The organism is Mesorhizobium sp. 113-1-2, from assembly GCF_016756475.1.
GTDB lineage: Bacteria > Pseudomonadota > Alphaproteobacteria > Rhizobiales > Rhizobiaceae > Mesorhizobium > Mesorhizobium loti_C.
In genome coordinates, this window is record NZ_AP023242.1 from 119664 (window position 1) to 146004 (window position 26341).

A 26341-nucleotide genomic window follows, 5' to 3' on the forward strand; every position below is an offset into this window, starting at 1 on the left:
CCCCGTCCGATCAACAACCAGAGGGAACACCCCAGAGGGACCACCCATGCAGATCAACCGTCGCAATATCATCCTGCTCGCTGCCGCCATCGGCATCGTCGCCGGACCAGCAACCGCCTATGCCGCCGATGTGCTCAATGTCGGCGCCTACCCGACCAATCCGCCCTTCGAATACAAGAACGAGAGCGGCACTTTCGAGGGCTTTGAAGTCGATATCGTCAATGAGGCGGCCAAGCGCATCGGCATGACCACCGACATCGCCGATCTCGGCTTCCAGGCGCTGTTCGCAGCTACCACCTCGAAGCGCATCGACGTCGCCATCTCCTCGATCACAATCACGGCGGAGCGGCTGAAGTCGCAGTCCTTCACGCAGCCCTATTATGATTCCGACATGGGCATCGCCACCAAGACCGACAGCGCTGTCAACACCGAGGCCGATCTCAAGGGCAAGATCGTCGGCGTGCTGTCCGGCTCGACTGGCGAAACCTGGGTCAAGGCACATCAGGAAGCCGATGGCTTCAGCGACGTGAAGGGTTATGACACGCAGCAGAACCTGCTGCTCGACCTTAGCGCCGGCCGCGTCGACGCCGCCGTCAGCGACATTCCCGGCATGGAATACTCCTTCACCAAGATGAAGGATTTGAAGGTCAAGCAGCGCATCAAGACCGGCGAACAGTACGGCCTGATGATGACCAAGGACCATCCGCTGCTCGGCAAGCTGAACGACGCGCTGACGGCGATGAAGAAGGACGGCACGCTGGCCGCGATCCACAAGAAGTGGTTCGGCAGCGACGCGCCGGCGGACTCCTCGACCGTCAAGGAAATGCCGCTGCCGAAGGCCTGAGCGGCGATGCACTGAAATCGTGCCGGCTTTTCCAGGCCGGCACGATTCATTTCACGCTTTGGCGCTGGCTGCCGCATGGACCGCCTCACCGTAGGCACGGTCGATTGGTTTTAACTTGAGCACCCTCTGCTCTGGGGTGCGGGAACGCTCCCATGTCGCTGATCGACACCTTCTTTAATCCCGATGTCATTGCGTCCAGCCTGCCGGCGCTGCTGCGCGGCTTCCTGAACACGCTGCTGCTCGGCATTTTGAGCATCGGCATCGGCATCCCTATCGGCCTGGTGATCAGCCTGCTGCGGCTCTATGCGCCCAAGCCGCTGCGCTGGCTGGCGGTTGGCTACACCGACATTTTTCGCGCGCTGCCGGTGCTGGTGGTGCTGATCCTGATCTATTACGCGCTGCCCTTCCTCGGCATCCGCCTGTCGTCCTGGGCCTCCGCCGTGACGGCGTTCGCCATCATCATGTCGGCCTATTCGGCGGAAGTGTTCCGCTCCGGCATAGAGAGCATTCCGAAAGGCCAATTCGAGGCATCGCAGGCGCTTGGCCTGCCGTTCCTTTTGACCTTGCGCAAGGTGGTGCTGCCGCAGGCGATCCGCGTGGTCATCCCGCCGATGACCAGCAACTGCGTCTCGATGTTCAAGGACACCTCGCTCGCCTCGACCGTGGCGCTGCCGGAACTGCTCAAGGAAGCAACCAACGCGCAGTCGCTCTACGCCAACCCCTCGCCGCTGATCGGCGCCGCACTCGTCTATCTCATTTTCCTCTGGCCGATGGTTCGCCTCGTCAGCCTGCTTGAAGACCGCTTCAAGACCGAAAAAACGCGCTGACCCCGGCCGCAAAAAAACACTTCGCAGGAGACCACCCTTGAGCAATCCCCAGACCGCCGCCGGCGACTTCCCGGTTGCCACCATCCGCGCCATGTTTCCCGCTCTGCAGCGAGCCGGCGATTTCATCTTCATGGACAATGCCGCCGGTGCGCAGATCCCGCAGAGCGTGCTCGACGCGGTGACCAACCATCTGGTTTCGCACAATGTGCAGCGCGGCGGCCGCTATGGCCGCAGCGTCACCGTCGACCAGTCGGTCGCCGACGCCCGGACAAGCGTGGCGCTGCTGATCAACGCCTATAGTCCGGCGGAGATCTGCTTCGGCATGAACGCCACCTCGTTCATCCGCCTGGTCAGCCTCGGCATCGGCCAGATGCTGCAGGAGCGCGACGAGATCGTCATCACCGACATGGACCATGACGCCAACATCGCGACCTGGCTGGCGCTGGAATCCGCCGGCGCCAAGTTCAAGTGGTGGCGCATGCGCGAGGACGGCAATCTGCATGTCGACGATCTCAAGCCCCTGGTCTCCGACCGCACCCGTCTCGTCGCCTGCACGGTGACGGCGCATTCGATCGGCTCGATCGTCGATGTCGCTTCGGTGGCCGGGATCGCGCACGCGGCCGGCGCCGAAGTGTTCCTCGACTGCGTCCACTACGGGCCGCACGGCCTGATCGACGTGCAGGCCTGGGATTGCGACTATCTCGTCTGCTCCGGCTACAAGAATTTCTCACCGCATATGGGTTTTCTCTGGGGCCGCTTCGACACGCTGAAGCGGTTGCCGACTTTCCGCGAGGATTTCATCCCCGACGAACCTCCCTACAAGGTCGAGGCCGGCACCTTCATCTACGAAAATGTCTCAGGCATGGATGCCGCCGTGCAGTATCTGGAACTGATCGGCCGCAACCTGGCGCCGTCCAACAACCGCTCGCGGCGCGAAAACATCGTCGCCGGCATGGGCGCCATCCGCGATTATGAGCTGCTGCTGGCGCGCGAGATGCTTGGCGTGCTGAAAGGCTGCGGCGCGACCATCTACGGCGTTGCCGACGAGGCCCGCATCAACGAACGCGTGCCGACCTTCTGCTTCAACATCGGCAAGCTCTCGCCGCAGCGGATCGTCGAGGAAATGGCCGAGATGCAGATCGGTATCCGCGACGGCCACATGTACGCGCCGCGGCTGATGAAGCGCCTCAATCTGTCGATGGACAGCGGCGCCATCCGCGCCTCGCTGGTGCATTACAACACGGTCGAGGAAATCCGCCGTTTCGGCGAAGCGCTGCGCGCCATCATCGCCAAGCTGTCGTGATCGAAGACGGTGGCCTGGCGGCTGCAGCGCGCAGCCTCAGGCCGCCGCCTTCTTCTTCGCCAGCCTCGCCTTGATGCTGGCCACATCGGCGCGCGGCGTCGCGGCGAACAGCGTTTTGGTGTAGCTGTGCTTGGGGTCTGAGAAGACCTCGTCGCGCGAGCCGTATTCGACCGCCTCGCCAAAATACATCACCATCACATCGTCGGCGATGTAGCGCACCACGGACAGATCGTGGCTGATGAAGACATAGGTCAGCTGGAACTCGTCCTGCAGGTCGGCGAGCAGATTGAGCACCTGCGCCTGCACCGACAGGTCGAGCGCCGAAACCGGCTCGTCCAGCACCAAGAGGCTCGGGTTCAGCATCAGCGCGCGGGCAATGGCTATGCGCTGGCGCTGGCCGCCCGAGAACATGTGCGGATAGCGATTGTAGTGCTCGGGGCCGAGGCCGACCTTTTTCAGCATCTTCATGGCGAGGTCGCGCCGCTCCTCGGCCGGCTTGCCGGTGTTGATGAGCAGCGGTTCACCCAGCACGTCGCCGATCTTCTGGCGCGGGTTGAGCGAGCCATACGGGTTCTGGAAGACGATCTGCACCTTGCGGCGCATCTCCTTGCTCAGCCCATCCTTGGCGATGTCGACCTTGTTGCCGTCGATGAACAGTTCACCCGAAGTCGCGGGATCGATCAGCGTGATGATGCGGGCAAGTGTCGACTTGCCGCAACCGCTCTCACCGACGATGGCCAGCGTCTTGCCCTTGTCGACGCCGAACGAGACACCCTTGACCGCATGCACGGTGCGCTGCGCGCGAAACAGCCCGCCGCCGACATGATAGTCGCGCACGATATTCTTGCCTTCGACGACCTTGGTCATGCTGCGGCTCCGGAGGGCGCCGGCTCGAACAGCATGTCGGAGACGGTCGGCAGCCGGTCGCCGACGGCGTTTTCCGGCAGTGCCGACAAAAGCGCCCGGGTGTAGTTGCTCTTCGGCGATTCAAACAGCGACAGCACGTCGGCCTCTTCCATCTTGCGGCCCTTGTACTGGACGATGACACGGTCGGCGGTCTCGGCCACCACGCCCATATTGTGGGTGATCATGATCAGCCCCATGCCGTATTTGGCCTGCAGCGAGACCAGGAGATCGAGGATCTGCTTCTGGATGGTGACGTCGAGCGCGGTGGTCGGCTCGTCGGCGATCAAAAGCTTCGGATTGCAGGCAATGGCGATGGCGATCATGACGCGCTGGCACTGGCCGCCCGACATCTGGTGCGGGAACGAGTTCAGCCGTTCCGCCGGCTCGGCAATGCCGACCTGCGTCAGGAGTTCGATGGCGCGCTCCCGGCGTTGCGCACCGTCCATGCCCATATGGAAACGCAGCACCTCCTCGATCTGGAAGCCTACGGTGAAACAGGGATTGAGGCTGGCCATCGGCTCCTGGAAGATCATCGACATGTCCTTGCCGACGATCTTGCGGCGGTCGGCAGGGCTCAGCTTCAGGAGGTCGCGGCCGTTGAAACTCATACGGTCGGCGGTGACCTTGGCGGTCCATGGCAAAAGGCCCATCACCGCCAACATCGAGACCGATTTGCCCGAGCCAGATTCTCCGACGATCGCCAGCACTTCGCGCTCGTCGACATGGAGCGACACGCCATCGACGGCACGGAATGGACCGGATGCGGTCTGGAACTCGACGACGAGATTCTGAATGTCCAGCAGCGCCATCACGACCTCCTCAGTTTCGGGTCGAGCGCATCGCGCAGGCCGTCGCCAATCAGATTGATGGCAAGCACGGTGATCAGGATCGCAAGACCGGGGAAGGTCACCACCCACCAGGCGCGCAGGATGAACTCGCGCGCCGAAGCGAGCATCGTGCCCCATTCGGGCGTCGGTGGCTGGGCGCCAAGGCCGAGGAAGCCTAGGGCGGCGGCCTCGAGGATGGCGTTGGAGAAGGACAGCGTGCCCTGGACAATCAGCGGCCCCAGGCAATTGGGCAGGATGGTGCGCAACATCAGTCTGATGTGGCCGGCGCCGGCGACCTTCGCCGCCACGACATATTCGCGGCTCTTCTCGGCCATCACCGCGGCGCGCACAAGGCGCGCGAAATGCGGCTGCAGCACAAGCGCGATGGCCAGCATCGCATTGAACAGGCCGGGACCGAGGATGGTGACCATCACCAACGCCAGCAACAGCGACGGGAAGGCCAGGATCAGGTCCATGACGCGCATGATCGCCACGTCGACCCAGCCACGGAAATACCCAGCCAGCAGGCCGAGCGTGATGCCGCCGGCGAGCGCCAGCGTGACCACGACCGCGCCGATGAGCAACGAGAAGCGCGCGCCATAGAGCAGGCGTGAAAGGATGTCGCGCCCGACCGGGTCGGTGCCGAGCAGATATTGGGCGCTACCGCCGGCCTGCCAGGCCGGAGGCCTCAAGAAAGCGGTCTTGTCCTGGATGTCGGGCGCATAGGGCGCGAGCAGCGGCGCAAACAGCGCCGCCAGCACCAAGAGGATGAAGACGAACAGGCCGATCACGGCGCCCCGGTTCACCGAGAAATAATGCCAGAAGGTCCTGAAGCCGGTGAGGCGATCCGGGTTGCCAGCGGCCATCGGGGTGATTTCGGTCGATTGGCTCATCACGCCGCCCTTATGCGTGGGTTGATGACGGCATAAAGCACATCGACGATCAGGTTCACGGCCATGACGACAAGGGCGATCAAGAGCAGGCCAGACTGCACGACAACATAGTCGCGCTTGGATATTGACTCGACCATCCACCTGCCGATGCCGGGCCAGGAGAAGATCGTTTCGGTAAGGATGGCGCCGGCGAGCAGCGTACTAACTTGCAGGCCGATGGTGGTGACCACCGGGATGAGTGCGTTGCGCAGAGCATGCACGCCGATGACTCGGGCCGACGAAAGCCCTTTGGCTCGGGCCGTCCGCACGTAGTCCTCGCCCAGCACCTCGAGCATGGCGGAGCGCGTCTGGCGCGCTATCACAGCCAGCGGAATGGTGCCGAGCACAATTGTCGGCAGCACCAGATGCCGCAATACCGAGCGAAATGCATCCCATTTGCCGTAGAGCAAGGTGTCGATGGTCATAAAGCCGGTGATCGGCTTGAAGAAGTACTGCAGGTCGATGCGGCCGTTAACCGGTGTCCAGCCGAGATAACCGGAGAAAAAGATGATCAGCAGCAGGCCCCACCAGAAGATCGGCATGGAGTAGCCGACGAGCGCGGTGCCCATCAGCGACTGGTCGAACCACGAGCCGCGCTTGACGGCCGCGAAGATGCCGGCCGGGATGCCGAGCAACATGGCGAAAATCATGGCGAAGAACGAGAGTTCCAGCGTCGCCGGGAAGAGCGTCTTGAACTCTTCAAGTACCGGGCGCTTGGACGAAATCGAGACCCCGAAATCACCGGTCGCGACCTCGCCGACATAGCGTGCGTATTGCTGCCAGATCGGCAGATTATAGCCGAACTGTTCCTTGAGTTCCTCGTAACGCGCGGGCGCCACGCCGTGTTCGCCGGCCATGGCAAGGATGGGATCGCCGGGCAGCAGCCTGACGAAGGCGAAGGCACAGATAGTGATGCCGACTAGCGTCGGGATCAAAAGTGCAATTCTGTGAAGAATATATTTGAGCATGGCAAAGGGGGCGGCGCTCTAGAGCACCGCCCCACTCAATGTCTTATTCGGCTTTGTCGACGCCGTCGAAGCGGTGAATGCCGAGCGGGTCCATCATGAAACCGCTGACATTCTTGCGCACCACCGCGTAGACTTGGCTATGCGCCAGCAGGAAGGCCGGAGCCTGCTTCTGGAAGACGACCTGCGCCTCTCCATAGAGCTTGGCGCGCTCGGCCTGGTCGCTGGTCTTCTTGGCCTTCTGGATCAGGTCTTCGAAGTCCTTGTCGCACCAGCTGGAGTAGTTCGAGACGCCGATGGCGGAGCAAGCGAACAGGGTGGCGAAGAAGTTGTCCGGATCGCCATTGTCGCCGGTCCAGCCAATCTGGAACGCGCCGGGACGGTCCTTCTTCTTGCCCTCCGAGCGATACTTGGTCCACTCGTAGTTGACGATCTCGGCCTTGACGCCGACCTTGGCCCAGTCGGCCTGGATCAGTTCGGCGGCGCGCTGGAAGTTCGGGTTGTAAGGACGAACGCGATCGGAAGCCCAGAGCTGGATTTCCTTCAGCCCGGCAGCCTCAAGCACCTTCTTGGCCGCATCCGGATTATAGGCGTCGGCCTTCACATCCTTGTTCCACGACCACATGGTCGGCGGGATCAGGTTTTCGGCAGGCGTGGCACCGGCATCCTGGAACAGCGACTTGATCAGCGCCTCCCGGTCGATCGCCTGGTTGAGCGCGTGGCGCACTTCAGGCTTGTCGAGCGGCGGGATCGTGGTGTTGTAGCTCATATAGCCGATGTTCAGGCCGGCCTGATCCATCAGGGTCACGTCGTTGTTGGCCTTGATCGTGCCGATGTCGGCAGGATTCGGATAGGGAGCGATGTCGCACTCGCCGGCGAGCACCTTCTGGATGCGGGCGGTCGCGTCAGGCGTGATGGCGAAGACGAGATCGTCGATCTTCTCCTTGCCCTTGAAATAATCCGGGTGGGCCGCGTAGCGGATGACCGAATCCAGCTGGTAGTCGACGAACTGGAAAGGACCAGTGCCGATCGGCTTGGTCGAGAAATCGGCCATCTTGCCGGACTTCTCCAGTTGGTCGGCATATTCCTTCGACACGATCGACGCGAAGTCCATGCCAAGGTTGGCCAGCATCGGCGCGTTCGGCTCGGTCAGCGTCAGCTTGACGGTCAGGTCGTCGACCTTTTCCCACTTGGCGACGTATTTCGGCATGTCCATGCCGGTGTAGTAGTCCCAGGTCAGGTTGGGCAGATACTTGTCGCCGTTCCAGGGATTCGCCTTGTTGAACTGGCGGTCGAAGGAGAAGACGACGTCGTCGGCATTGAGGTCACGCGTCGGCTTGAAATAGTCGGTGGTCTGGAACTTCACGCCCGGATGCAGGTGGAACGTATAGACCAGGCCATCGTCCGAGATTTCCCACTTGTCGGCGAGGCCGGGCTCGACCTCGGTGCCGCCATGCTTGAATTCGACCAGACGCGAATAGACGGTACGCGACGAGGCATCGAAGTCGTTGCCGCCGGTCGTCGTACCCGGATCGAAATTGGCCGGCGACGCTTCCGAGCAATAGACAAGCGTCTTCGCATTGGCCATGCCGCTCAGGACGCTTGCAGCCAGCAACGCGGCCGCAAAAGCGAGTTTCTTTTTCATTGAGCACTCCCTGATGTTCTTCCAAGCCCCTCTATCAGGCTCGCGAAGCGCGCATATAAGCACCGTTTTTCCGGCTTTGGAACACCCCGTTTGCTTACCCCGCGGGAAGCAGGAAAAAAATCCGTCATTTTGCTAAACGGCAGAAAAAATTAGCAGTTTTTTCCACTCACGAGATTGTTAACGACCGCATTTTTTTATTGATCTGGCATCTGGCGACATCGATGCCGCGTCCGCCTTCATCCGATCGTCGATGTGGAAAGATGCCGGTTCCAAGTGTCGCCGACGGGAAAGATTTTCGGCGGCAAATCTTTCGGCGCCTTGCCGCAGGGGCAAGACTTGCACCGCCGCCGATAGAGGCAATACATAGATGGATATGCTGGCCGCAGCGGAGGATGTCTCTGTCAATTCGGAGGCAAGCGCGGCACAGGCGACCAGACGGCGAACAAGAATTGCTAGGGAGGAACGGGTGGCAAAAGCATCGAAGGCGCCGGTGAAAGCGTCGGCCAAGGCAGTGTCGAAACCAGCCGCCGCCGACGGGCAAGGTAAAGCTGCCGCCAAAGCCGCGACCGCCAAGGCGGAGGCAAAGCCTGCCAAGACAGCACCGGCGGCAAAAGCGGCCAGCACCGCCAAAGCCGCTGCGAAGCCAGCCGTGAAAGCCACCCCGGCAAAAACTTCTGCGACGAAGACTTCTCCGACAAAGGCTTCTCCGGCAAAGACTTCTCCCACAAAGACTGGGGCAACGAAGGCCACATCGCCAGCAAAGGCAGCGCCGACATCGAAGCCGGCGCCGGCTGCCACCAAGGGGCTGCCGAAGGCACTGGCGGAACTTGCGGCCGGCCTGCCCGAAAAGCCATGGCTCAAGAGCTATCCGAAAAATGTGCCGGCTGAGATCGGTGCGTTGCCCTACAGTTCGATCGGCGATTTCCTGGTCGCCGCCTGCAAGCAATTTTCCGCCCAGCCGGCTTTCACCTGCATGGACAAATCCATCAGCTACGCCGATGTCGAGCAGTTGTCGGCGGCCTTCGGTGCCTACCTGCAATCGAAGGGGCTGCAAAAGGGGGCGCGCGTCGCCCTGATGATGCCGAACGTCCTGCAATATCCGGTGGCGATGATGGGCATCCTGCGCGCCGGCTATGTCGTGGTGAACATCAATCCGCTGTACACGCCGCGCGAGCTGGAGCACCAGCTCAAGGATTCCGGCGCACAAGCCATCGTCATCCTGGAAAACTTCGCCAACACCTTGCAGGCGGTAGTCGCCAGGACCGCGGTCAAGCACGTCGTGGTGGCGGCCATGGGCGACATGCTCGGCGGCCTCAAGGGCACCATCGTCAACTTCGTGGTGCGCCGCGTGAAGAAGATGGTGCCGGCATGGTCGCTGCCCGGGCATGTCAAGTTCAACGCGGCGATGAAGGCCGGCGCCGGCCTTGGCTTCAAGCCAGCCAAGGTCGCAGCCGACGACGTCGCCTTCCTGCAATATACGGGCGGCACCACCGGCGTGTCGAAGGGCGCCACGCTGCTGCACAGCAATGTGCTCTCCAATGTCATGCAGAACGCGCAGTGGATGGAAGACGCCTATACGATCAAGCCGAAACCCGCGCACCCGAACTTCATCTGCGCGCTGCCGCTCTATCATATCTTCGCGCTGACCGTGAACGCACTGATGGGCATGCAGCAAGGCGCTCGCAACGTGCTCATTCCCAATCCGCGCGACATTCCGGGCTTCGTCAAGGAACTGGCAAAGTATCCGGCCCACATCTTTCCCGGCCTCAACACGCTGTTCAATGCGCTGCTCAACAATGAGGATTTCCGCAAACTCGATTTCAAGCCGCTGGTGCTGACACTGGGCGGCGGAATGGCGGTGCAAAAGGGCGTCGCCGAACGCTGGAAGGCGTTGACCGGCTGCCCTGTCACCGAAGGCTACGGCCTGTCGGAAACCTCGCCGGTGGCGACGGCCAACAAATTCAGCTCCGGCGAGTTCACCGGCACGATCGGCCTGCCGCTGCCCTCGACGGAAATCGCCATCCGCGACGACGACGGCAACAATCTGCCGCTCGGCGAGGTCGGCGAAATCTGCATCAGGGGTCCGCAGGTGATGGCGGGCTATTGGAACCGGCCTGACGAGACCGCCAAGGTGATGACCAAGGACGGCTACTTCAAGTCCGGCGACATGGGCTTCATGGACGCGCGCGGCTACACCAAGATCGTCGACCGCAAGAAGGATATGATCCTGGTCTCGGGCTTCAACGTCTATCCGAACGAGCTCGAGGAGGTCGTGGCGATGCATCCGGGCGTTCTCGAAGTGGCGGCGATCGGCGTGCCGGACGAGCATTCGGGCGAAGTGCCGAAGCTGTTCATCGTCAAGAAGGATCCAGCCCTGACCGTGGAAGCCATCACCGCTTTCTGCCGCGAGAACCTGACCGGCTACAAGCGGCCCAAATACATCGAGTTCAGGACCGAATTGCCGAAGACGCCGGTCGGCAAGATCCTGCGGCGGGCGCTGCGCGCCTCGTGAGAGGAGATTCTGTCGGCGACAACGCCTTGGGCAATGTTTTGCCAGACAACGATTCGCCGACCCCGCGCCCCCGCCTCGACCCGGCGGAATTCATCAAGGCGAACATGCGCCTTGTTCCGGTGGCGGCGCTTCCCGAAATCCGGTTTTACACCGCCCACCCGGGCAGCGGGCTGAGGCGCCTCGTCGATCCCGAAGACGATGGTGACGCGGACGACGACGCGTCGGAGCCGCGGCCGCCCTACTGGGCCTATGCCTGGGCCGGTGGTGCGGTGCTGGCGCGCTATATCCTCGACCATCCGATGACAGTGGCAGGCCGCCGCGTGCTCGACCTCGGTGCCGGCTCCGGCATTGTCGGCATCGCCGCCGCCAAGGCCGGGGCACGCGAGGTGATCGCCGCCGAAATCGACCGCAACGGCGTCGCCGCGCTCGGCCTCAACGCGGCGGCGAACGGTGTCAAAATTGCCATTGTCGATGGCGATATCACTGGGAGCTGGCCGCCCTTGGTCGATCTCGTGCTTGCCGGCGATGTGTTCTATGGCCAGGAAGTCGCTGAGCGCGTCATGCCTTTTTTCGACCGCTGCCTTGCCACCGGAATCGAGGTGCTGGTGGGCGATCCGGGCCGGGCCTACCTGCCGCGGTCGCGATTGCGCCTGCTCGCCGAATATCAGGTGCCGGATTTCGGCGACGCGAAAGACGCCGCCCCAAGGCCGAGCGGCGTCTTTCGTTTCGAGGCCGAACCTGGCGGTTAGACAGTCTCCCTGACCCGCGCCGCCAGGAAATCCGGCAGGTCGGCAACCGAATCCAGGATGACGTCGGCAATCTCGGCCAGCGATTCGCGCGTGCCGGTGCCGGAGAGCACGCCCACCGCCAGGCCGCAGCCGCCGGCGCGCGCCATTTCGAGATCGTGGCGGTTGTCGCCGACCATGGCTATCTCCGACGGCTTCAGTCCGGTGAGATCGCAAAAGGCCTGGATGGTGTCGGGCGCTGGTTTGGGATTGGCCACGGCGTCGTAACCATAGGCGGCGTCGAACAGCTGCGCGACGCCCAGCGTGACCAGCGTCTTTTCCGCGCCGCTGGTGGAATCATTGGTGGCGACGCCGAGCCGGTAAGATCTTTTGTGCAGTGTTGCCAAGGTGTCGACGATGCCCGGCAGCGCCACCGCCATCGATGAACCCTGCACCGAGGTGATCTCGTTGAAGCGGGCGACAGCCAGCATCTGGTCCTCGTCGGACAGGCGCGGGAACCACAGCTCGACGACGTCCATGTTGGTGCCCGAGGCAAAGATCGAATCGGGCTTGAAGCGGCGGTTGGCGAAATCGAAGCCGGCCGCCGCCAGCAGCCTGTCGGCCTTCCAGCGGTCGCCATCGGACGCGTCCATGGCCATGAAGTCGGCGACGCCGAGCCAGGTCGCGTTGAAGTCGACAAGTGTCCCGTCCTTGTCGAACAGTATGCCTTTGATGTCTGCCAAATCAGTTACTCCGAACCACGCAATTGGTGGATGCGTTCCACAAGGCCCCTGGTCGAGGCGTCCCGGTTTGCGGCGCTTTCCTTGCCTTCCACGACAGGCAGCAGGCCGGTCGCCAGTTCCTTACCGAGCTCGACGCCCCACTGGTCGAAGGAATTGATGTTGAACAGCGTGCCCTCGACGAAGACGCGGTGTTCGTAGAGCGCGATCAGCCGGCCGAAGGTGCGCGGGTCGAGCTTGCGATAGAGGATGGTCACCGAAGGCCGGTTGCCGGAGAAGACACGATGCGGCGCTATTTTGTCGACATCAGCCGGCTTCATGCCCTTGGCCAGCATCTGCGCGCGCGCCTCATCCAGCGTGCGGCCCTTCATTAGCGCTTCCGACTGCGCCAGGCAATTGGCGAGCAGCAAATCATGCTGATGCTTGAGCTCCGGCTCGTGGCCGACGGCCGCGGCGAGAAACTCGACCGGGATGAAGTCGGTGCCCTGGTGCAGAAGCTGGAAGAAGGCGTGCTGGCCATTGGTGCCCGGCTCGCCCCAGACCAGCGGCCCGGTCGGCGTCGCCACGGGCGTGCCGTCAAGTGTGACGCCCTTGCCGTTCGATTCCATGTCGAGCTGCTGCAGATAGGCGGGCAGCCGGGACAGGCGCTGGTCATAGGGGATGACGGCGCGAGCCGGATAGCCGCAGATCACGCGATGCCACCAACCGACCAGCCCGAGCAGCGCCGGCAGGTTGTTGGCGAGCGGCGCGGTGCGGAAATGCTCGTCCATCTCATGGGCACCGTCGAGGAAGGCGCGGAAATTCCTCGGACCGACGGCGATCATGACCGGAAGGCCGATCGCGCCCCAGACCGAATAGCGGCCGCCGACCCAATCCCAGAAGCCGAAGACGCGATCGGGTTCGATGCCGAACTTGGCCACCAGGTCGAGCGCCGTCGAAACGGCGGCGAAATGCTTGCCGACCGCTTCCTTGCCCAGCGCCTTCTGCACCCAGTCGCGCGCCGTCTGCGCATTGGTCATCGTCTCGACCGTGGTGAAGGTCTTGGAGGCGATGATGAACAGCGTGGTCTCGGCCGACAGGCCTTTCAACGTGTCATGGATATGGGCGCCGTCGATGTTGGAGACATAGTGCGCGCGCGGTCCGTCATGATAGGGGGCGAGCGCCAGCGTCGCCATGGCCGGGCCGAGGTCGGAGCCGCCAATGCCGATGTTGACGATGTCGGTGATCTTCTTGCCGGTGGCACCGGCCGCTTTGCCGGAGCGGATGGCATCGGCGAAGGCGCCCATCGCGTCGAGCACGGAAAGAACATCCGCCTTGACGTCCTGGCCATCGACCGTGACGCCCTTGCCGCTGAGATTGCGCAGCGCCGTGTGCAGCACGGCGCGGTCTTCGGTGATGTTGATCTTCTTGCCGGCGAACATGGCGGCGCGGCGGCCTTCGAGATCGGCGGCGCCGGCGAGCTTTTCCAGCAAGTCCATGGTGGTTGCGTCGACGGCGCATTTCGACCAGTCAAGCAAGAGGTCGCCGTCGCTGGCGGAGAATGTCTGGAACCGCTGCGGATCGGCGGCGAAGGCCTGGCGCATGCTGGCAGGTGCCGCAGCGCGATGATCGCGCAAGGCGGCAAGCTGTTTCTGGAAGGCTGACTTATCCACTGGCGGGGGGCTCCTGGCGTTTTTCGACGTACTTTATCAGACCGGATGTTTCCGGCGCGTGTCGTCGCGACAAACCTATTGAGCCGAATTCCGTGCGGTCAATACGCGGCGATGCCGCATCGCATCACGATGCGATGACACAATGTGTCACTGCGGGCGGCCACAGAGCCCGATTTTTGGCTGAAGGATCACTGGCATAAATCCCAACGATCAGAAAAATTGATTGGCGCAACCCCTTGTGCCACCCATACACTCGACTGGTCCAGCCAAATGAAAATGGCTGGCCATCCGAGGAAGATTTCCCATGCCACAGCGCAACGACACGGCCATATGGTCCGGCCTGTTCCGGATTTCGGCCGAATCCGGCCAAACCCTGCAGGCGCAGATCCGCCAAGCCATCGTGGCCGCCATTCTCGACCGCCAGATCGCCGCTTCGATGCCGCTTCCCTCCTGCCGCATCCTGGCCGAAAAACTCGGCGTCGCACGCGGGACGGTGGTGCTGGCCTTCCAGCAGCTCGTCGACCAGGGTTTCCTGGTGGCGCGCGAGCGGCGCGGCCATTTCGTCAATCCGGACGTGCTGGCAACGCCGGCCAAGCCGCACCAGAAGGCGCCCGACCAGGCCAACGAGATCGACTGGAAGGCGCGCCGGCAGATCGCCGCCAGCGACATGCCGCCACCGGCCAAGCACGAGAACTGGATCAAGTCGTCCTACCCGTTCGTCTACGGCCAGTTCGATCCGGCGCTGTTCCCGACCGCCGAGTGGCGCGAGTGCAACCGCATGGCGCTGGCCGTGCTCGAAATCCGCAACTGGGCGTCCGACATGGTCGATCGCGACGATCCGCTCTTGATCGAACAGATTCAGGCGCGGCTCTTGCCCCGGCGCGGCATCTTCGCCAACCCCGACGAGATCATCGTCACGCTCGGCGCCCAGAACGCGCTCTACATGCTGGCTTCGCTGCTGATGACCAAGGGCTCGAAGGTGGCGATGGAAGATCCTGGCTATCCCGACGCGCGCTCGATCTTCCGGCTTGCGGGCGCCGAGATCCAGCCGGTTCCGGTCGACCAGTCCGGCATCGTAACCTCTTCTATCCCCAATGATTCGGGCTTCGTCTTCGTCACGCCCAGCCATCATTGCCCGACCATGGTGCCGTTGTCTGCCGAGCGTCGGCAGGATCTTCTGGCGCGCGCCAACCGGCACAACCAGATCATCATCGAGGACGGCTATGACAGCCAGCTTCTCGACGAGGCGCCGCAGCAGGCGCTGAAGAGCCTAGATCGCTCCGGTCGCGTCGTCTATGTCGGCTCGATGTCGAAGACGCTGGCTCCCGGCCTGCGGCTTGGCTACATCGTCGCCTCGGCTGGGCTGATATCGGAGCTCAGGGCGCTGCGCCGTTTCATGCTGCGCCATCCGCCGGCCAACAACCAGCGCGCCGTCGCACTGTTCCTGTCGCTCGGCCATCACGAGGCCCTGGTGCGGCGGCTGTCGAGCGCCTTCGACGAGCGGCGCAAGCGCCTGGTCCATGCGATTTCCGCTTTCCTGCCGGAATGGCGCTCGACCGACTCGGCCGGCGGCACGTCGCTCTGGCTCGAAGGGCCGCGCGGTACCGATTCCCGCGGTTTGGCCGAGGCCGCCGCCTCGCGCAGCGTCATCATCGAGCCGGGCGACCGCTTCTTCGACCGCACCGAAAAGCCTTCGCGTTTCATGCGGTTGGGCATTTCGTCGATCGCGCTGCAGCATATCGAGCCCGGCATCCGCGAACTCGCCACCGCGGCCGGCCGCAGGCCGGCGGCTGCCTGAACCACGCGCTCTATCCCTGACCGGAGCCGCATGAGTGCGGCTCCGTAACCTTTAGCTCTGGCATATGCAGCCAGACCGGCTGGCTCATAGTCTGTGCCAATGCCGGCGGCATAGTCGTGGCATAAAGGGGAAGAAACAGACGATGGTGGACCAACCGCCGCCCTGTTTCCAAGAAAAGGTGGAGTGCCTCCATGTCAGTGGTTCTTGAAAAGCAGGAAGCGGCGGCGGATCAGCGCTCGCGCCGCTCCGGTGGACGCGAAGCGCGCCGTGCCATGCGGGCAGCGCCGCTCGCCGACGACATCAGGCCGGTGCGCGCGGGCCTCGAGGGCGGCAGCTACGGACCGTTGCGCGGGAACGACCAGGAGCGCATCCACGAGGCGGTGCTGACGCTGCTGGAGACCGTCGGCTTCGCCAATGCCATCCCCTCCTGCATAGACGCCCTGACCAAGGCCAGCGCCACCTATGGCGATGACGGCCGCATCCGTTTCCCGCGCGCGCTGGTGCTCGACACGATCAAAAAAGCGGCACGGAATTTCACCTTGCACGGCCAGGACCCGAAACACGACATGGTGATCCAGGGCAAGCGCGTGCATTACGGCACGGCGGGTGCCGCGGTCCATCTGGTCGATGTCGAGAAGCGCGAATACCGCGAATCGCTGCTGCAGGACATCTATGACGCCGCCCGCATCGTCGACGGGCTCGACAACATCCATTTCTTCCAGCGGCCGATGGTGCCGCGCGACATTCCCGATCCACTCGAAATGGACTTCAACACGCTCTACGCCTGCGTGATGGGCACGTCCAAGCATGTCGGCACCTCGTTCACGGTGCGCGAGAACGTGCAGCCGGCGCTGGAAATGCTCTACGCCATTGCCGGCGGCGAGGAGAATTTCCGCGCCCGGCCGTTCGTGTCGAACTCCAACTGCTTCGTCGTGCCGCCGATGAAATTCGCCGAGGACGCCTGCGGCGTGCTCGAGGCCTGCGTCGAGGGCGGCATCCCGATCCTGCTTTTGTCGGCCGGCCAGGCCGGCGCGACCGCACCGGCGGCGATCGCCGGCGCGGTGGTGCAGGCCGTGGCCGAAGTGCTGGCCGGTCTGGTCTATGTCAACGCCATCAAGCCGGGGCATCCGGCGATCTTCGGCACCTGGCCGTTCGTATCGGATCTGCGGACCGGCGCCATGTCGGGCGGCTCGGCCGAGCAGGCGGTGTTGACCGCGGCCTGCGCGCAGATGGCGCAATTCTACGATCTGCCGGGCGGCTCGGCCGCCGGCATGACGGATTCGAAATTGCCCGACATCCAGTCCGGCTACGAAAAGGGCATCACCGATGTCATGGCCGGCCTTGCCGGCCTCAACCTGGTCTATGAGTCGGCCGGCATGCATGCCTCGCTGCTCGGCTTCTGCCTGGAAAGCCTGATCATCGACAATGACATGCTCGGCCACTGCCTGCGCTGCGTGCGCGGTATCGAGGTGACCGACGAGGCACTGTCGATCGACACCATCGCCGAGGTCTGCCTGAACGGCCCGGGCCACTATCTCGGCAACGAGCAGACGCTGCGGCTGATGCAGACGGAGTATTTCTACCCGGCCGTCGGCGACCGGTTTTCGCCGAAGGAATGGAACGAGAAGGGCCGGCCCGACATATTGCAGCGGGCGATCATCGAGAAGAAGCGGATCCTTGCCGAACGCTTCCCGCGCCATGTGCCGAAACTGCTCGACGACAAATTGCGCGCCCGCTTCGGTGACATGATCAAGCTGCCACGCGCCAATATGGGCGGCTGAGGCGCTCGTCGGAACAAGTTATTCGGCGCCCAACCCAAAACGCTCGACGACTTCGGCATTGATCAGCTTGGCGTGTAGCGCCATCAGCACGATTTGCGCGTCGAAACTGTCGCCGGCCTCGACAGCGGCCTCGATCCGGCGCTCGACGTCCTGCCGTTGCTGCAAGCCATGCGCGCTTTCGAAAGTTTCCGGTCCGGCAATGCAATAGCTGAACAGCCGCGCCACGTCCGGATAGGCCTGTGGCGGCGGTTCGTCGGGCCAGCGGTCCTTCATCAGATTGACGAGGGTGAGTTTCACGCCCTCAGGCACCAGGGCGGGATGCAGGTCGACGCCGCGCAAGGCGGTATCAAGCTGCCTCAGATCGCCCGAGCGGCCGAACATGCCAAGGAAACCGAGGGAAAAGCGTCGTTGCGCCATGATGGTCCGATCCGTTTCCAACCACTTAAGTGGTCGGCAAGCGGAATACAAAGGCGACTGATATCTAGCCACCCACCGCCAGCAGCAAGACACCGGCAAGGGCCGATCCGGCGAGCGTCGGCAGCATGCCGATCTTCAGCTTCAGGATGGCGATCATCGCGGCACAGGAGAGCAGCGCGGCACGCCAGTCGATCGACGAAAGCACCGGCACATTCATGCCGAGGCTCATTGCGTGCACCTCACGGAAAACGACGTGCAAGGCAAACCACAAAGCGAGATTCATGATGACGCCGACAACAGCGGCGGTAATCGCGCCGAGTGCCGCCGACAAGGCCCTGTTGCCGCGCAGGGCCTCGATATAGGGCGCGCCAAGGAATATCCAGAAGAAGCACGGCGTGAACGTCACCCACAGCGTCAGCAGCGCTCCAAGCGATCCGGCAAGCAATGGGTTCAGTGACCCGGAGTGGCGGAACGCGGCGATGAAGCCGACAAACTGCAGCACCAGGATGAGCGGGCCAGGCGTGGTCTCGGCAAGCCCGAGACCATCGACCATTTCACCGGGGGCCAGCCAGCCGAAGGACTGGACGGCCGCCTGCGCGACATAGGCAAGCACCGCATAGGCGCCGCCGAAGGTGACGACCGCCATCAGACTGAAGAACCGGCCGATCTCGGTCCACACACTGGCGCCGGTGAACCACCAGATGACGAGAACCGGTCCGAGCCAGATCGGTAGCCAGATGGCGATCGTGCGCGGCGCATGCCATCTGGTCGGTTTGACATGGGCCAGTTCGCCGCGCTCGAACATCAGGTCGACCGCGCCCTTGATGTCGACAACGTCGCCCTTGCCATGCGCGGAGCCGGAAAACAGGCCGGGAACCATGCGGTCTCCCAGCCATCCTGTCAGGCCGGCGAGCAGGATGATGAGCGGAAACGGCACATTCAACGCATAGATGGCGATGAAGGCCGCGACCGCGATCAGCACCATGGCCCGGTTTTTCAAGGCGCGCCGTCCGATGCGGATCACCGCCTCGATGACGATGGCAAGCACCGCCGCCTTCACCCCGAGGAAAAGCGCCTCGACGAGCGGCATGTCGCCATAGAGCACGTAGAGGCTGCTCAGGATCAGCATGACGAGCGCGCCGGGCACGACGAACAGGATGCCGGCGACAAGGCCGCCGACCGTCCGGTGCAGCAGCCAGCCAATATAGATGGCGAGCTGCTGGGCCTCCGGGCCGGGCAGGAGCATGCAGTAGTTCAACGCATGCAGGAAACGCTGTTCACCGATCCAGCGCCGCTCCTCGACCAGTTCCCTGTGCATCAGGGCGATCTGCCCGGCCGGCCCGCCGAAGCTGAGCAGTCCGATCTTCGCCCAGACCTTCACGGCTTCGGCAAAGGTCGGGGCAGCCGGCGCCTCGACGTTCCCCGCCTCATGTAGAGGCGCAACAGCGCTCATGACGGTTTCCCCGCGCTGGGCCAGTTGTGCGTTTCTTCGGTGGCGTCGCGACACCAGCGGAAGAATGCATCGTAGAGCAGCATGCCTGCTTCCAATTGCTCCAGATCATCGCGAAACATCCGCGACAGGCCAAGCGAGGCAGCCAGAAAGCCGGCGGCCTGGGGCACCAGATCGAGATTTGCGGTGTCGGCCGCGCGCACGATCGCGGCGAGACGGTCGAGCGCGGCGGATTCCAGCCCGAATTCCTCGATCATCGTGTCGAAGGTGCAGCGCTCGCCGCGATGGCTCCAGAACACATTGTCGATGTCGAATGGCACGGCTTGAAAGCGGTCGGCAACAGCCAAGACTTCAGCGGGTTCGACAAACAGGAACATCGCATGAGGGTCGACGAAACGCCGGATCAGCCAGGGGCAAGCGATGCGGTCAACCTTCGGGCGTGACCGTGTCACCCAGACGGTGCGGCCCTTTTCGTCGCGTGGCGGCAATTTGTCGGTGCGGACCAGAATCCCCCCGGCATCGCGCCAGGCCTCAAAGCCGCCTTCGAGGGATTCAGCGGGAATTCCCTCGTGCCGCAGCCAAGCGGCCACGCCTTGCGAGAGTTTTTGACCTCTCTGACAGACGATCGCCACCGGCTTGCCGGCGAAATCGGGCGCCCAGGTCGAAACGGTTTTGAAATCACGCCGGACCGACGCCGGCAGCAGGCGCGGATCGGCGTCGAAATCATCATCGATGCGGACATCGATGATGACAGGCGCACCCGGCAGACCGACGAGACGGGACAGTTGCGATACGGTGATAGCGGTTGTTGACGGCATAGCGTCCACCTCCTGATAGAGAAGCTTGGACGCGAACGTTGGGCTGACGCCTCACGGGGTCGTCGCGATGCACCCCTTGCCATGATCGTGGATTTGTTGGGCGCGCTTGTCAAGGATCGTGACCGGAGCGCCACTGCGAAAACGAAAAACGGCTGGCGGCCCAATTGCACGGGCCGTCAGCCGGTCGATCCAACATCAGTGATTGCCGCCAGGAATAATCGATGACTGCCCCTTGGAATAATCGGTGATTATCCCGGGAGCAATCAGCGATTGTCTCCGGAGCAATCAGCGATTGTCTCCGCAGCAATCAGTGATTGTCCCTCGGCACGCCACGGGTGTGCGCGACATCCTGGTATTTCACCGCCGGCTTCAGCACCATGCCCTGGTCGAACTGGTCGACCATACCGCGCTGGATTTCCTGCCATGGCGTCTGGTGCTGCGGATAATGGTAGCCGCCATTGCCCTGGAGTGCTGCGCGCCGCTTGGCGATCTCGTCGTCGCTGACCAGGATGTTGGCGGTGCCCTTGTTCAGGTCGATGCGAACGCGGTCGCCTGTCTTGAGCAGCGCCAGGCCGCCGCCTATTGCCGCTTCCGGCGAGGCGTTCAGGATCGACGGCGAGCCCGACGTGCCCGACTGGCGGCCATCGCCGATGCACGCCAGCGCATGGATGCCCTTCTTGATGAGGTAGGCCGGCGGCTGCATGTTGACGACCTCGGCGCCGCCGGGATAGCCGACCGGGCCGGCGCCGCGCATGAACAGGATGGTGTGCTCGTCGATGCCTTGCGCCGGATCGTCGATGCGGGCGTGGTAATCCTCCGGCCCGTCGAAGACCATGGCGTTGCCTTCGAACGCTTCCGGGTCCTTCGGGTTGGACAGATAGCGTTCGCGGAATTCCGGCGAGATGCCACTCGTCTTCATGATCGCCGAATCGAACAGATTGCCGCTGAGGTTGATGAAGCCGGCATTGATCTTCAGCGGCTTGTCGACGCTGTGGATGACGTCGGCGTTTTCAACGACCGCCGCCTTGCAATTGTCGCCGATCGACTTGCCATTGGCGGTCAGGGCATCGGGATGCGGCAACAGCCCGCCCTTCATCAGTTCGGCCACCACCGCCGGCACGCCGCCGGCATGATGGTAATCCTCGCCGAGATATTCGCCCGTCGGCTGCAGATTGACGATGAGCGGCACTTTGAGGCCGATCTTCTGCCAGTCGTCATTGTCGAGCGGCACGCCGAGATGGCGGGCGATGGCGTTGAGATGGATCGGCGCGTTGGTGGAACCGCCGATCGCCGAATTGACGACGATGGCGTTTTCGAAGGCTTTGCGCGTCATGATGTCGGACGGCTTCAGATCCTCATGCACCATGTCGACGATGCGTTTTCCCGTTTCGTAGGCGATCTGGCCGCGCTCGCGGTAAGGGGCCGGAATGGCGGCCGAGCCCGGAAGCTGCATGCCGAGCGCCTCGGCCAGCGAATTCATCGTGGTGGCGGTGCCCATCGTGTTGCAATAGCCGGTGGACGGCGCCGAGGAAGCGACGATGTCCATGAACTCGTCATAGTCGATCTCGCCGGCCGACAGCCGCTGGCGCGATTCCCAGACGATGGTGCCGGAGCCGGTGCGCTTGCCCTTGTGCCAGCCATTGAGCATCGGACCGACCGACAGCGCGATGGCAGGAATGTTGACGGTGGCCGCCGCCATCAGCAGCGCCGGCGTCGTCTTGTCGCATCCGATGGTCAGCACGACGCCGTCGAGCGGATAGCCATAGAGCACCTCGACGAGGCCGAGATAGGCAAGGTTGCGGTCAAGTGCTGCGGTCGGGCGCTTGCCGGTCTCCTGGATCGGATGGCAAGGGAATTCGAAAGGGATGCCGCCCATCGAGACGATGCCTTCGCGCACGCGCTTGGCGAGCTCGATATGGTGCCGGTTGCAAGGCGACAGATCCGAGCCTGTCTGGGCGATGCCGATCAGCGGCTTGCCCGACATCAGCTCGGCACGGGTCAACCCGTAATTCAGGTAACGCTCCAGATAGAGCGCGGTCATTCCCGGATTGTCGGGGTTGTCGAACCACTCCTGGGAGCGGAATTTTTTCTTCTTGGTGGGGGCGCCGGCCATCACGGTCTCCGTATTTGTATGACAAATCGATATGACAACGCGTCACTGCAAGCAAGGGGCACGCGCGTTCCTAACCCGCACTTTGGTGCGATAGACACAACAGCGCCCCTGCGCTAGGGCTTCAAAGCATTCTTTCCGGGAGGTTCTTGATGGCTTTGGTGATCGAAGGCGAGGAACGCATTGCCGCACCCCTACAAAAAGTCTGGGAAGCGCTGAACGATCCCGATGTGCTGAAGGCGACGATTCCCGGCTGCCAGAGTCTGGAGATGAAGTCGCCGACCGAGATGGCGGCGACGGTGGTGTTGAAGATCGGCCCGATCAAGGCAACCTTCAACGGCGAAGTGACGCTGAAGAACCTCAAGCCGCCGCATTCCTACACCATCCAGGGCGAAGGCAAGGGCGGCATCGCCGGCTTCGCCAAGGGTGGCGCCGACGTGACGCTGACCGAGGATGGACCGGATGCCACGGTGCTCAAATACGCGGCCAAGGCCGATGTCGGCGGCAAGATCGCCCAGCTCGGCAGCCGGCTGATCGAGTCGACGTCGAAAAAACTGGCCGGGCAGTTCTTTTCCAGTTTCGGCGAGAAGGTCGGCGGCTGACCCTCCCCCTCGGAACGCTTACTCGAAGACGATGCTCGGCACCGCCGCTTCGGCCGCGCCGCGTTCCTCATTGACGCGGTCCCAGACCTTGGCGGCGATGTCGCGATAGGTTTTCGCCGTGGCGCTATCGGGCTTCGAGGCAACAACCGGCTCACCGGCATCCGAGCTTTCGCGGATACCCATTTCCAGCGGCACTTCTCCGAGGAAGGTGACGCCGAGGCGTTCGGCTTCGCGGCGTGCGCCGCCATGGCCGAAAATGTCGTAGCGCTTGCCGGTGTCCGGGGCGATGAAATAGCTCATGTTCTCGACGATGCCGAGCAGCGGCACGTCAACCTTCTTGAACATGTTCAAACCCTTGCGGGCATCGATCAGCGCCAGGTCCTGCGGCGTCGAGACGATGACGGCGCCGGCCAGCGGCACCTGCTGCGCCATGGTCAATTGCGCGTCGCCGGTGCCGGGGGGCATGTCGACGACGAGCACGTCGAGCCGGCCCCATTCGACCTCGCGCAGCATCTGCGTCAGCGCCGACATCACCATCGGCCCGCGCCAGATCATCGGCGTCTCCTCATCGACGAGGAAGCCCATCGACATCACCTTGAGACCGTAGTTCTCCATCGGTTTCAGGATCTTGCCGTCAACCGTCTGCGGCCGACCGTGGATGTTGAGCAGCTTCGGCATGGACGGGCCGTAGATGTCGGCATCGAGCACACCGACCCGCAAGCCATTGGCGGCGAGGCCAAGCGCGAGATTGACGGCGGTGGTCGACTTGCCGACGCCGCCCTTGCCGGAAGCAACCGCGATGATCGCCTCGATGCCGGGCACGCCGCGCTTGCCCGAGCTGTGCGAGGCGGGGGCATGCGGCGCGGGGCGCGGGGCGGCGGTTGCAGGCGATGCCGGCCTGGGCGCGGGGCGCGCCGGCACCGGCGCTTCCATGCCGCCCCCCTTTTTCTCCGCCGTCAGCGCCACCACGGCGCCGGCAACGCCGGGGATCGCCTTGACGACACGCTCGGCGGCGGCGCGCAACGGCTCCATCTCCTGCGCACGGGCGGCGGGAACCGTGATCGAGAAGAACACTTTCGAATCGGCGATGAAAATCTCCGAAACCATGCCGAGGTCGACGATGTTGCCGGTGAAGTCCGGCCCGTTGACCGTCTTCAGGCGCTCGGTGACGATTTCCTTGGTAACGGTCATGATCTTTCCTCGGCGTTTTGCGATCCAGATAGTGCAGTTTCCAGCGAGAACCAAGCCGTGACGCAAAGGCTTGTCCGGCGTGCCACGGAAAACGACCGATGCTGTCGGATTTTGCCAGGTGACGCTCCCGGTCGGACGGTTGCCGATGGCCAAACGGGCCGCCTGCCCTATTTCGGTTGCCTGAGCGAGGACACGACAATCCGGGAAGGAGACGGTCATGCTCCAAAACAGCAACGCAACGGCCAATCTCGCCGTCAAGGACCTGGCAAGGGCAAAGGCCTTTTATGAGGGCACGCTAGGCCTCAAGCAGGTCGACGACATGGGCGGCGAGCTCATCGTCTACAAAAGCGGTGACACGCTCATCAATGTCTACCACTCGCAATTTGCCGGAACCAACAAGGCGACGGCACTGACCTGGACGGTTGGCGACCAGATCGGCGATGTCGTCAAATCGCTGAAATCAAAGGGCGTGGCCTTCGAACATTATGAGATGCCCGGCCTGACGCTTGAGGGCGACGTCCATGTCGGCGACGGCATGAAGGTCGCATGGTTCAAGGACCCCGACGGCAACATCCTGAATCTAGTCGACAAATAGGCTTCGGCGCTGCGCGTCAGCCTGCCAGGTTTGTGACGAAATAGGTGAGAGCCGAAATCGCCGCCGTCGCCGGCAAGGTGACGATCCAGGCGATGACGATGTTGCCGGCAATGCCCCAGCGCACCGCCGAGACGCGGCGGGCGGCGCCGACGCCGATGATGGCGCCGGTGATCGTATGCGTGGTCGATACGGGAACGCCAAGCCAGGTGGCGGCGAACAGTGTGATTGCGCCGCCGGTTTCGGCGCAGAAGCCCTGCATCGGATTGAGCCTGGTGATCTTAGAACCCATTGTGTGGACGATCCGCCAGCCGCCGAACAGCGTGCCGAGCGCCAGCGCCGACTGGCAGGTCAGGACGACCCATAGCGGCACGTAGAATTTTTCGCCGAGCATGCCTTGCGAATAGAGCAGCACGGCGATGATGCCCATGGTCTTCTGCGCATCGTTGCCGCCATGGCCAAGCGAATAGAGCGAGGCGGAAAAGAACTGCAGGACGCGAAAGGTGCTGTCGACGGCGAACGGCGTCTGGCGCACGAACAGCCACGAAACCACCAGGATCAGCACGAGTGCCAAGACAAAACCGGTCGCCGGCGAGAGCACGATCGCGGCGACCGTCTTGCCAAGTCCCGACCAGACGATGGCGCCGATGCCTCCCTTTGCAACGCCGGCGCCGACCAGCCCGCCGATCAGCGCGTGAGAACTGCTCGAGGGAATGCCGGCGATCCAGGTGACGATGTTCCAGACGATGGCGCCGACGAGGGCCGAGAAGATCACCGCCGGTGTGACGATGCTGACGTCGACGATGCCTTTCCCCACGGTCTCAGCGACATGCAGGCCGAAGAACATGAAGGCAATGAAGTTGAAGAAGGCCGCCCACAGCACTGCATATTGCGGCCTGAGTACGCGTGTCGAGACGATGGTGGCGATGGAATTTGCCGCATCGTGCAGGCCATTGAGAAAATCAAAGAACAGTGCGACGGCGACGAGGCCGGCCAGCAGGGGGAAAGCGATCGCGACGTCCATCGCCTAGACGTTCTCGATGACGATGCCGCTGATCTCGTTGGCGACGTCCTCGAAACGGTCGACCACCTTCTCCAGCTGGCCATAGATCTCGCTGCCGATCAGATAAGCCATCGCGTCACCGCGACCATGGCGCCTGAACAAATCCTTCAGGCCCTGCTCGTGCAAATCGTCGGCCCGGCCTTCGGCGCGCATCACCTCCTCGGCGAGGGCATTGAGGCGTGCGCTGTTGGCGCCGACCTTGGCCAGCAACGGGATTGCCTCCGCGACCAAACGGGCGGCGTCGACGATGACGGCGCCCATTTCCTGCATCAGCGGGTCGAACTCCCGCTTCTCGAATAGCCTCACCGTCTTGACGGTCTTGTGCATCATGTCGATGGCGTCATCCATCGACTGGATCAGATCCTTGATGTCGCCGCGATCGAAAGGTGTGATGAAGGAGCGCCGCACGGCAAGCAGGACTTCCGCCGTGATATGATCGGCTTCGTCCTCGAGATCGACGATCTTCTGGCACCAGCGATCGATGTCCTTGCCCTGAAGAAGCTGCTGCAGCGCTTCCGCGCCGCCGACCACCGTACGGGAATGCCGCTCGAACAATTCGAAGAAACGATCTTCGCGTGGCAGCAGCTTGCGGAACCAGCCCAGCATGTCAGTCTCCCATCGCGCCCTGTTCACGACCGTTT

General features: G+C 63.1%; 24 protein-coding genes. 9 read left to right on the forward strand and 15 right to left on the reverse strand.

Annotated elements, in window-relative coordinates:
• Positions 1 to 46 precede the first annotated feature (46 nt).
• The 3 genes from JN279_RS00560 to JN279_RS00570 all read left to right on the forward strand — a co-directional run bounded on the left by JN279_RS00560 (position 47) and on the right by JN279_RS00570 (position 2974).
• On the forward strand, positions 47 to 844 hold the full coding sequence (locus JN279_RS00560) for an ABC transporter substrate-binding protein (protein ID WP_096453197.1): 798 nt from the start codon (positions 47 to 49) through the stop codon (positions 842 to 844).
• Positions 845 to 996: 152 nt separating this feature from the next.
• Positions 997 to 1671 carry an amino acid ABC transporter permease gene (locus JN279_RS00565; protein WP_096453196.1) on the forward strand — a complete coding sequence of 225 codons (675 nt, stop codon included), beginning with the start codon at positions 997 to 999 and terminating at the stop codon, positions 1669 to 1671.
• Between the two features lie 37 nt (positions 1672 to 1708).
• Positions 1709 to 2974, forward strand: a complete 1266-nt coding sequence (locus JN279_RS00570; RefSeq protein ID WP_096453195.1) for a cysteine desulfurase-like protein — start codon at positions 1709 to 1711, stop codon at positions 2972 to 2974.
• A 36-nt stretch (positions 2975 to 3010) separates the two neighbouring features.
• Here the strand turns inward: JN279_RS00570 and JN279_RS00575 are convergent, their stop codons facing one another.
• The 6 genes from JN279_RS00575 to JN279_RS38105 form a co-directional block, all read right to left on the reverse strand.
• Positions 3011 to 3841 carry a dipeptide ABC transporter ATP-binding protein gene (locus JN279_RS00575; RefSeq protein ID WP_096453194.1) on the reverse strand — a complete coding sequence of 277 codons (831 nt, stop codon included), beginning with the start codon at positions 3839 to 3841 and terminating at the stop codon, positions 3011 to 3013.
• Positions 3838 to 4689 carry an ABC transporter ATP-binding protein gene (locus tag JN279_RS00580; RefSeq protein ID WP_096453193.1) on the reverse strand — a complete coding sequence of 284 codons (852 nt, stop codon included), beginning with the start codon at positions 4687 to 4689 and terminating at the stop codon, positions 3838 to 3840. Before JN279_RS00580 ends, JN279_RS00575 begins: the two co-directional genes overlap by 4 nt.
• Positions 4689 to 5600, reverse strand: coding sequence for an ABC transporter permease subunit (locus tag JN279_RS00585; protein WP_096453192.1), 912 nt, complete (start codon positions 5598 to 5600; stop codon positions 4689 to 4691). Before JN279_RS00585 ends, JN279_RS00580 begins: the two co-directional genes overlap by 1 nt.
• Positions 5600 to 6607, reverse strand: a complete 1008-nt coding sequence (locus JN279_RS00590) for an ABC transporter permease subunit (RefSeq protein WP_096453191.1) — start codon at positions 6605 to 6607, stop codon at positions 5600 to 5602. The genes JN279_RS00585 and JN279_RS00590 overlap by 1 nt, the downstream gene beginning before the upstream one ends.
• Positions 6608 to 6650: 43 nt before the next feature.
• Complete coding sequence (locus JN279_RS00595) at positions 6651 to 8249, reverse strand: ABC transporter substrate-binding protein (protein ID WP_202351735.1); 1599 nt, start codon at positions 8247 to 8249, stop codon at positions 6651 to 6653.
• A gap of 177 nt (positions 8250 to 8426) precedes the next feature.
• On the reverse strand, positions 8427 to 9110 hold the full coding sequence (locus JN279_RS38105; protein WP_244734828.1) for a hypothetical protein: 684 nt from the start codon (positions 9108 to 9110) through the stop codon (positions 8427 to 8429).
• Here JN279_RS38105 and JN279_RS00600 point away from each other — a divergent pair.
• Both JN279_RS00600 and JN279_RS00605 read left to right on the forward strand, forming a co-directional pair.
• Positions 9055 to 10761: a long-chain-fatty-acid--CoA ligase gene (locus JN279_RS00600; protein ID WP_446720413.1), complete on the forward strand. Its 1707-nt coding sequence runs from the start codon at positions 9055 to 9057 to the stop codon at positions 10759 to 10761. The two genes, JN279_RS38105 and JN279_RS00600, sit on opposite strands and share 56 nt — an antisense overlap.
• Positions 10762 to 10787: 26 nt before the next feature.
• Positions 10788 to 11510 (forward strand): class I SAM-dependent methyltransferase, encoded by a 723-nt coding sequence (locus JN279_RS00605; protein WP_446720391.1) that lies wholly within the window; start codon positions 10788 to 10790, stop codon positions 11508 to 11510.
• On the opposite strand, the gene JN279_RS00610 is transcribed toward JN279_RS00605, so the two are convergent.
• Both JN279_RS00610 and pgi read right to left on the reverse strand, forming a co-directional pair.
• Positions 11507 to 12229 carry an HAD family hydrolase gene (locus JN279_RS00610; RefSeq protein WP_096453189.1) on the reverse strand — a complete coding sequence of 241 codons (723 nt, stop codon included), beginning with the start codon at positions 12227 to 12229 and terminating at the stop codon, positions 11507 to 11509. The genes JN279_RS00605 and JN279_RS00610 overlap by 4 nt on opposite strands.
• A gap of 5 nt (positions 12230 to 12234) precedes the next feature.
• Positions 12235 to 13878 (reverse strand): glucose-6-phosphate isomerase, encoded by a 1644-nt coding sequence (gene pgi, locus JN279_RS00615; protein WP_096453188.1) that lies wholly within the window; start codon positions 13876 to 13878, stop codon positions 12235 to 12237.
• A 304-nt stretch (positions 13879 to 14182) separates the two neighbouring features.
• On the opposite strand from pgi, the gene pdxR reads away from it, so the two are divergent.
• Both pdxR and JN279_RS00625 read left to right on the forward strand, forming a co-directional pair.
• Entirely contained in the window at positions 14183 to 15676 is a 1494-nt protein-coding gene (pdxR, locus tag JN279_RS00620) for a MocR-like pyridoxine biosynthesis transcription factor PdxR (RefSeq protein WP_095200991.1), read from the forward strand.
• A gap of 191 nt (positions 15677 to 15867) precedes the next feature.
• The gene (locus tag JN279_RS00625; RefSeq protein ID WP_096453187.1) at positions 15868 to 17457 is read left to right on the forward strand and encodes a trimethylamine methyltransferase family protein; all 1590 of its coding nucleotides are present in this window, start codon (positions 15868 to 15870) and stop codon (positions 17455 to 17457) included.
• A gap of 18 nt (positions 17458 to 17475) precedes the next feature.
• Here JN279_RS00625 and JN279_RS00630 read toward each other — a convergent pair whose 3' ends face one another.
• The 4 genes from JN279_RS00630 to JN279_RS00645 form a co-directional block, all read right to left on the reverse strand.
• Positions 17476 to 17874, reverse strand: a complete 399-nt coding sequence (locus tag JN279_RS00630; RefSeq protein ID WP_202351736.1) for a hypothetical protein — start codon at positions 17872 to 17874, stop codon at positions 17476 to 17478.
• Between the two features lie 64 nt (positions 17875 to 17938).
• The gene (gene chrA, locus JN279_RS00635) at positions 17939 to 19327 is read right to left on the reverse strand and encodes a chromate efflux transporter (protein WP_096453185.1); all 1389 of its coding nucleotides are present in this window, start codon (positions 19325 to 19327) and stop codon (positions 17939 to 17941) included.
• Positions 19324 to 20142 (reverse strand): chromate resistance protein ChrB domain-containing protein, encoded by an 819-nt coding sequence (locus tag JN279_RS00640; RefSeq protein ID WP_202351737.1) that lies wholly within the window; start codon positions 20140 to 20142, stop codon positions 19324 to 19326. The genes chrA and JN279_RS00640 overlap by 4 nt, the downstream gene beginning before the upstream one ends.
• A 307-nt stretch (positions 20143 to 20449) precedes the next feature.
• A complete protein-coding gene (locus JN279_RS00645; protein ID WP_096453183.1) occupies positions 20450 to 22255 on the reverse strand; it encodes an IlvD/Edd family dehydratase in 1806 nt (601 codons plus the stop codon).
• 149 nt (positions 22256 to 22404) lie between these two features.
• On the opposite strand from JN279_RS00645, the gene JN279_RS00650 reads away from it, so the two are divergent.
• On the forward strand, positions 22405 to 22854 hold the full coding sequence (locus JN279_RS00650; protein ID WP_096453182.1) for an SRPBCC family protein: 450 nt from the start codon (positions 22405 to 22407) through the stop codon (positions 22852 to 22854).
• An 18-nt stretch (positions 22855 to 22872) separates the two neighbouring features.
• On the opposite strand, the gene JN279_RS00655 is transcribed toward JN279_RS00650, so the two are convergent.
• Positions 22873 to 24045, reverse strand: a complete 1173-nt coding sequence (locus JN279_RS00655) for an Mrp/NBP35 family ATP-binding protein (protein ID WP_096458441.1) — start codon at positions 24043 to 24045, stop codon at positions 22873 to 22875.
• A gap of 217 nt (positions 24046 to 24262) precedes the next feature.
• Between JN279_RS00655 and JN279_RS00660 the strand changes: the two genes are divergently transcribed.
• Positions 24263 to 24640 carry a VOC family protein gene (locus tag JN279_RS00660; RefSeq protein ID WP_096453181.1) on the forward strand — a complete coding sequence of 126 codons (378 nt, stop codon included), beginning with the start codon at positions 24263 to 24265 and terminating at the stop codon, positions 24638 to 24640.
• 16 nt (positions 24641 to 24656) lie between these two features.
• Here the strand turns inward: JN279_RS00660 and JN279_RS00665 are convergent, their stop codons facing one another.
• Both JN279_RS00665 and JN279_RS00670 read right to left on the reverse strand, forming a co-directional pair.
• Positions 24657 to 25661, reverse strand: a complete 1005-nt coding sequence (locus JN279_RS00665; RefSeq protein ID WP_096453180.1) for an inorganic phosphate transporter — start codon at positions 25659 to 25661, stop codon at positions 24657 to 24659.
• Between the two features lie 3 nt (positions 25662 to 25664).
• Positions 25665 to 26306: a DUF47 domain-containing protein gene (locus JN279_RS00670; protein WP_143976066.1), complete on the reverse strand. Its 642-nt coding sequence runs from the start codon at positions 26304 to 26306 to the stop codon at positions 25665 to 25667.
• Positions 26307 to 26341: the final 35 nt, after the last annotated feature.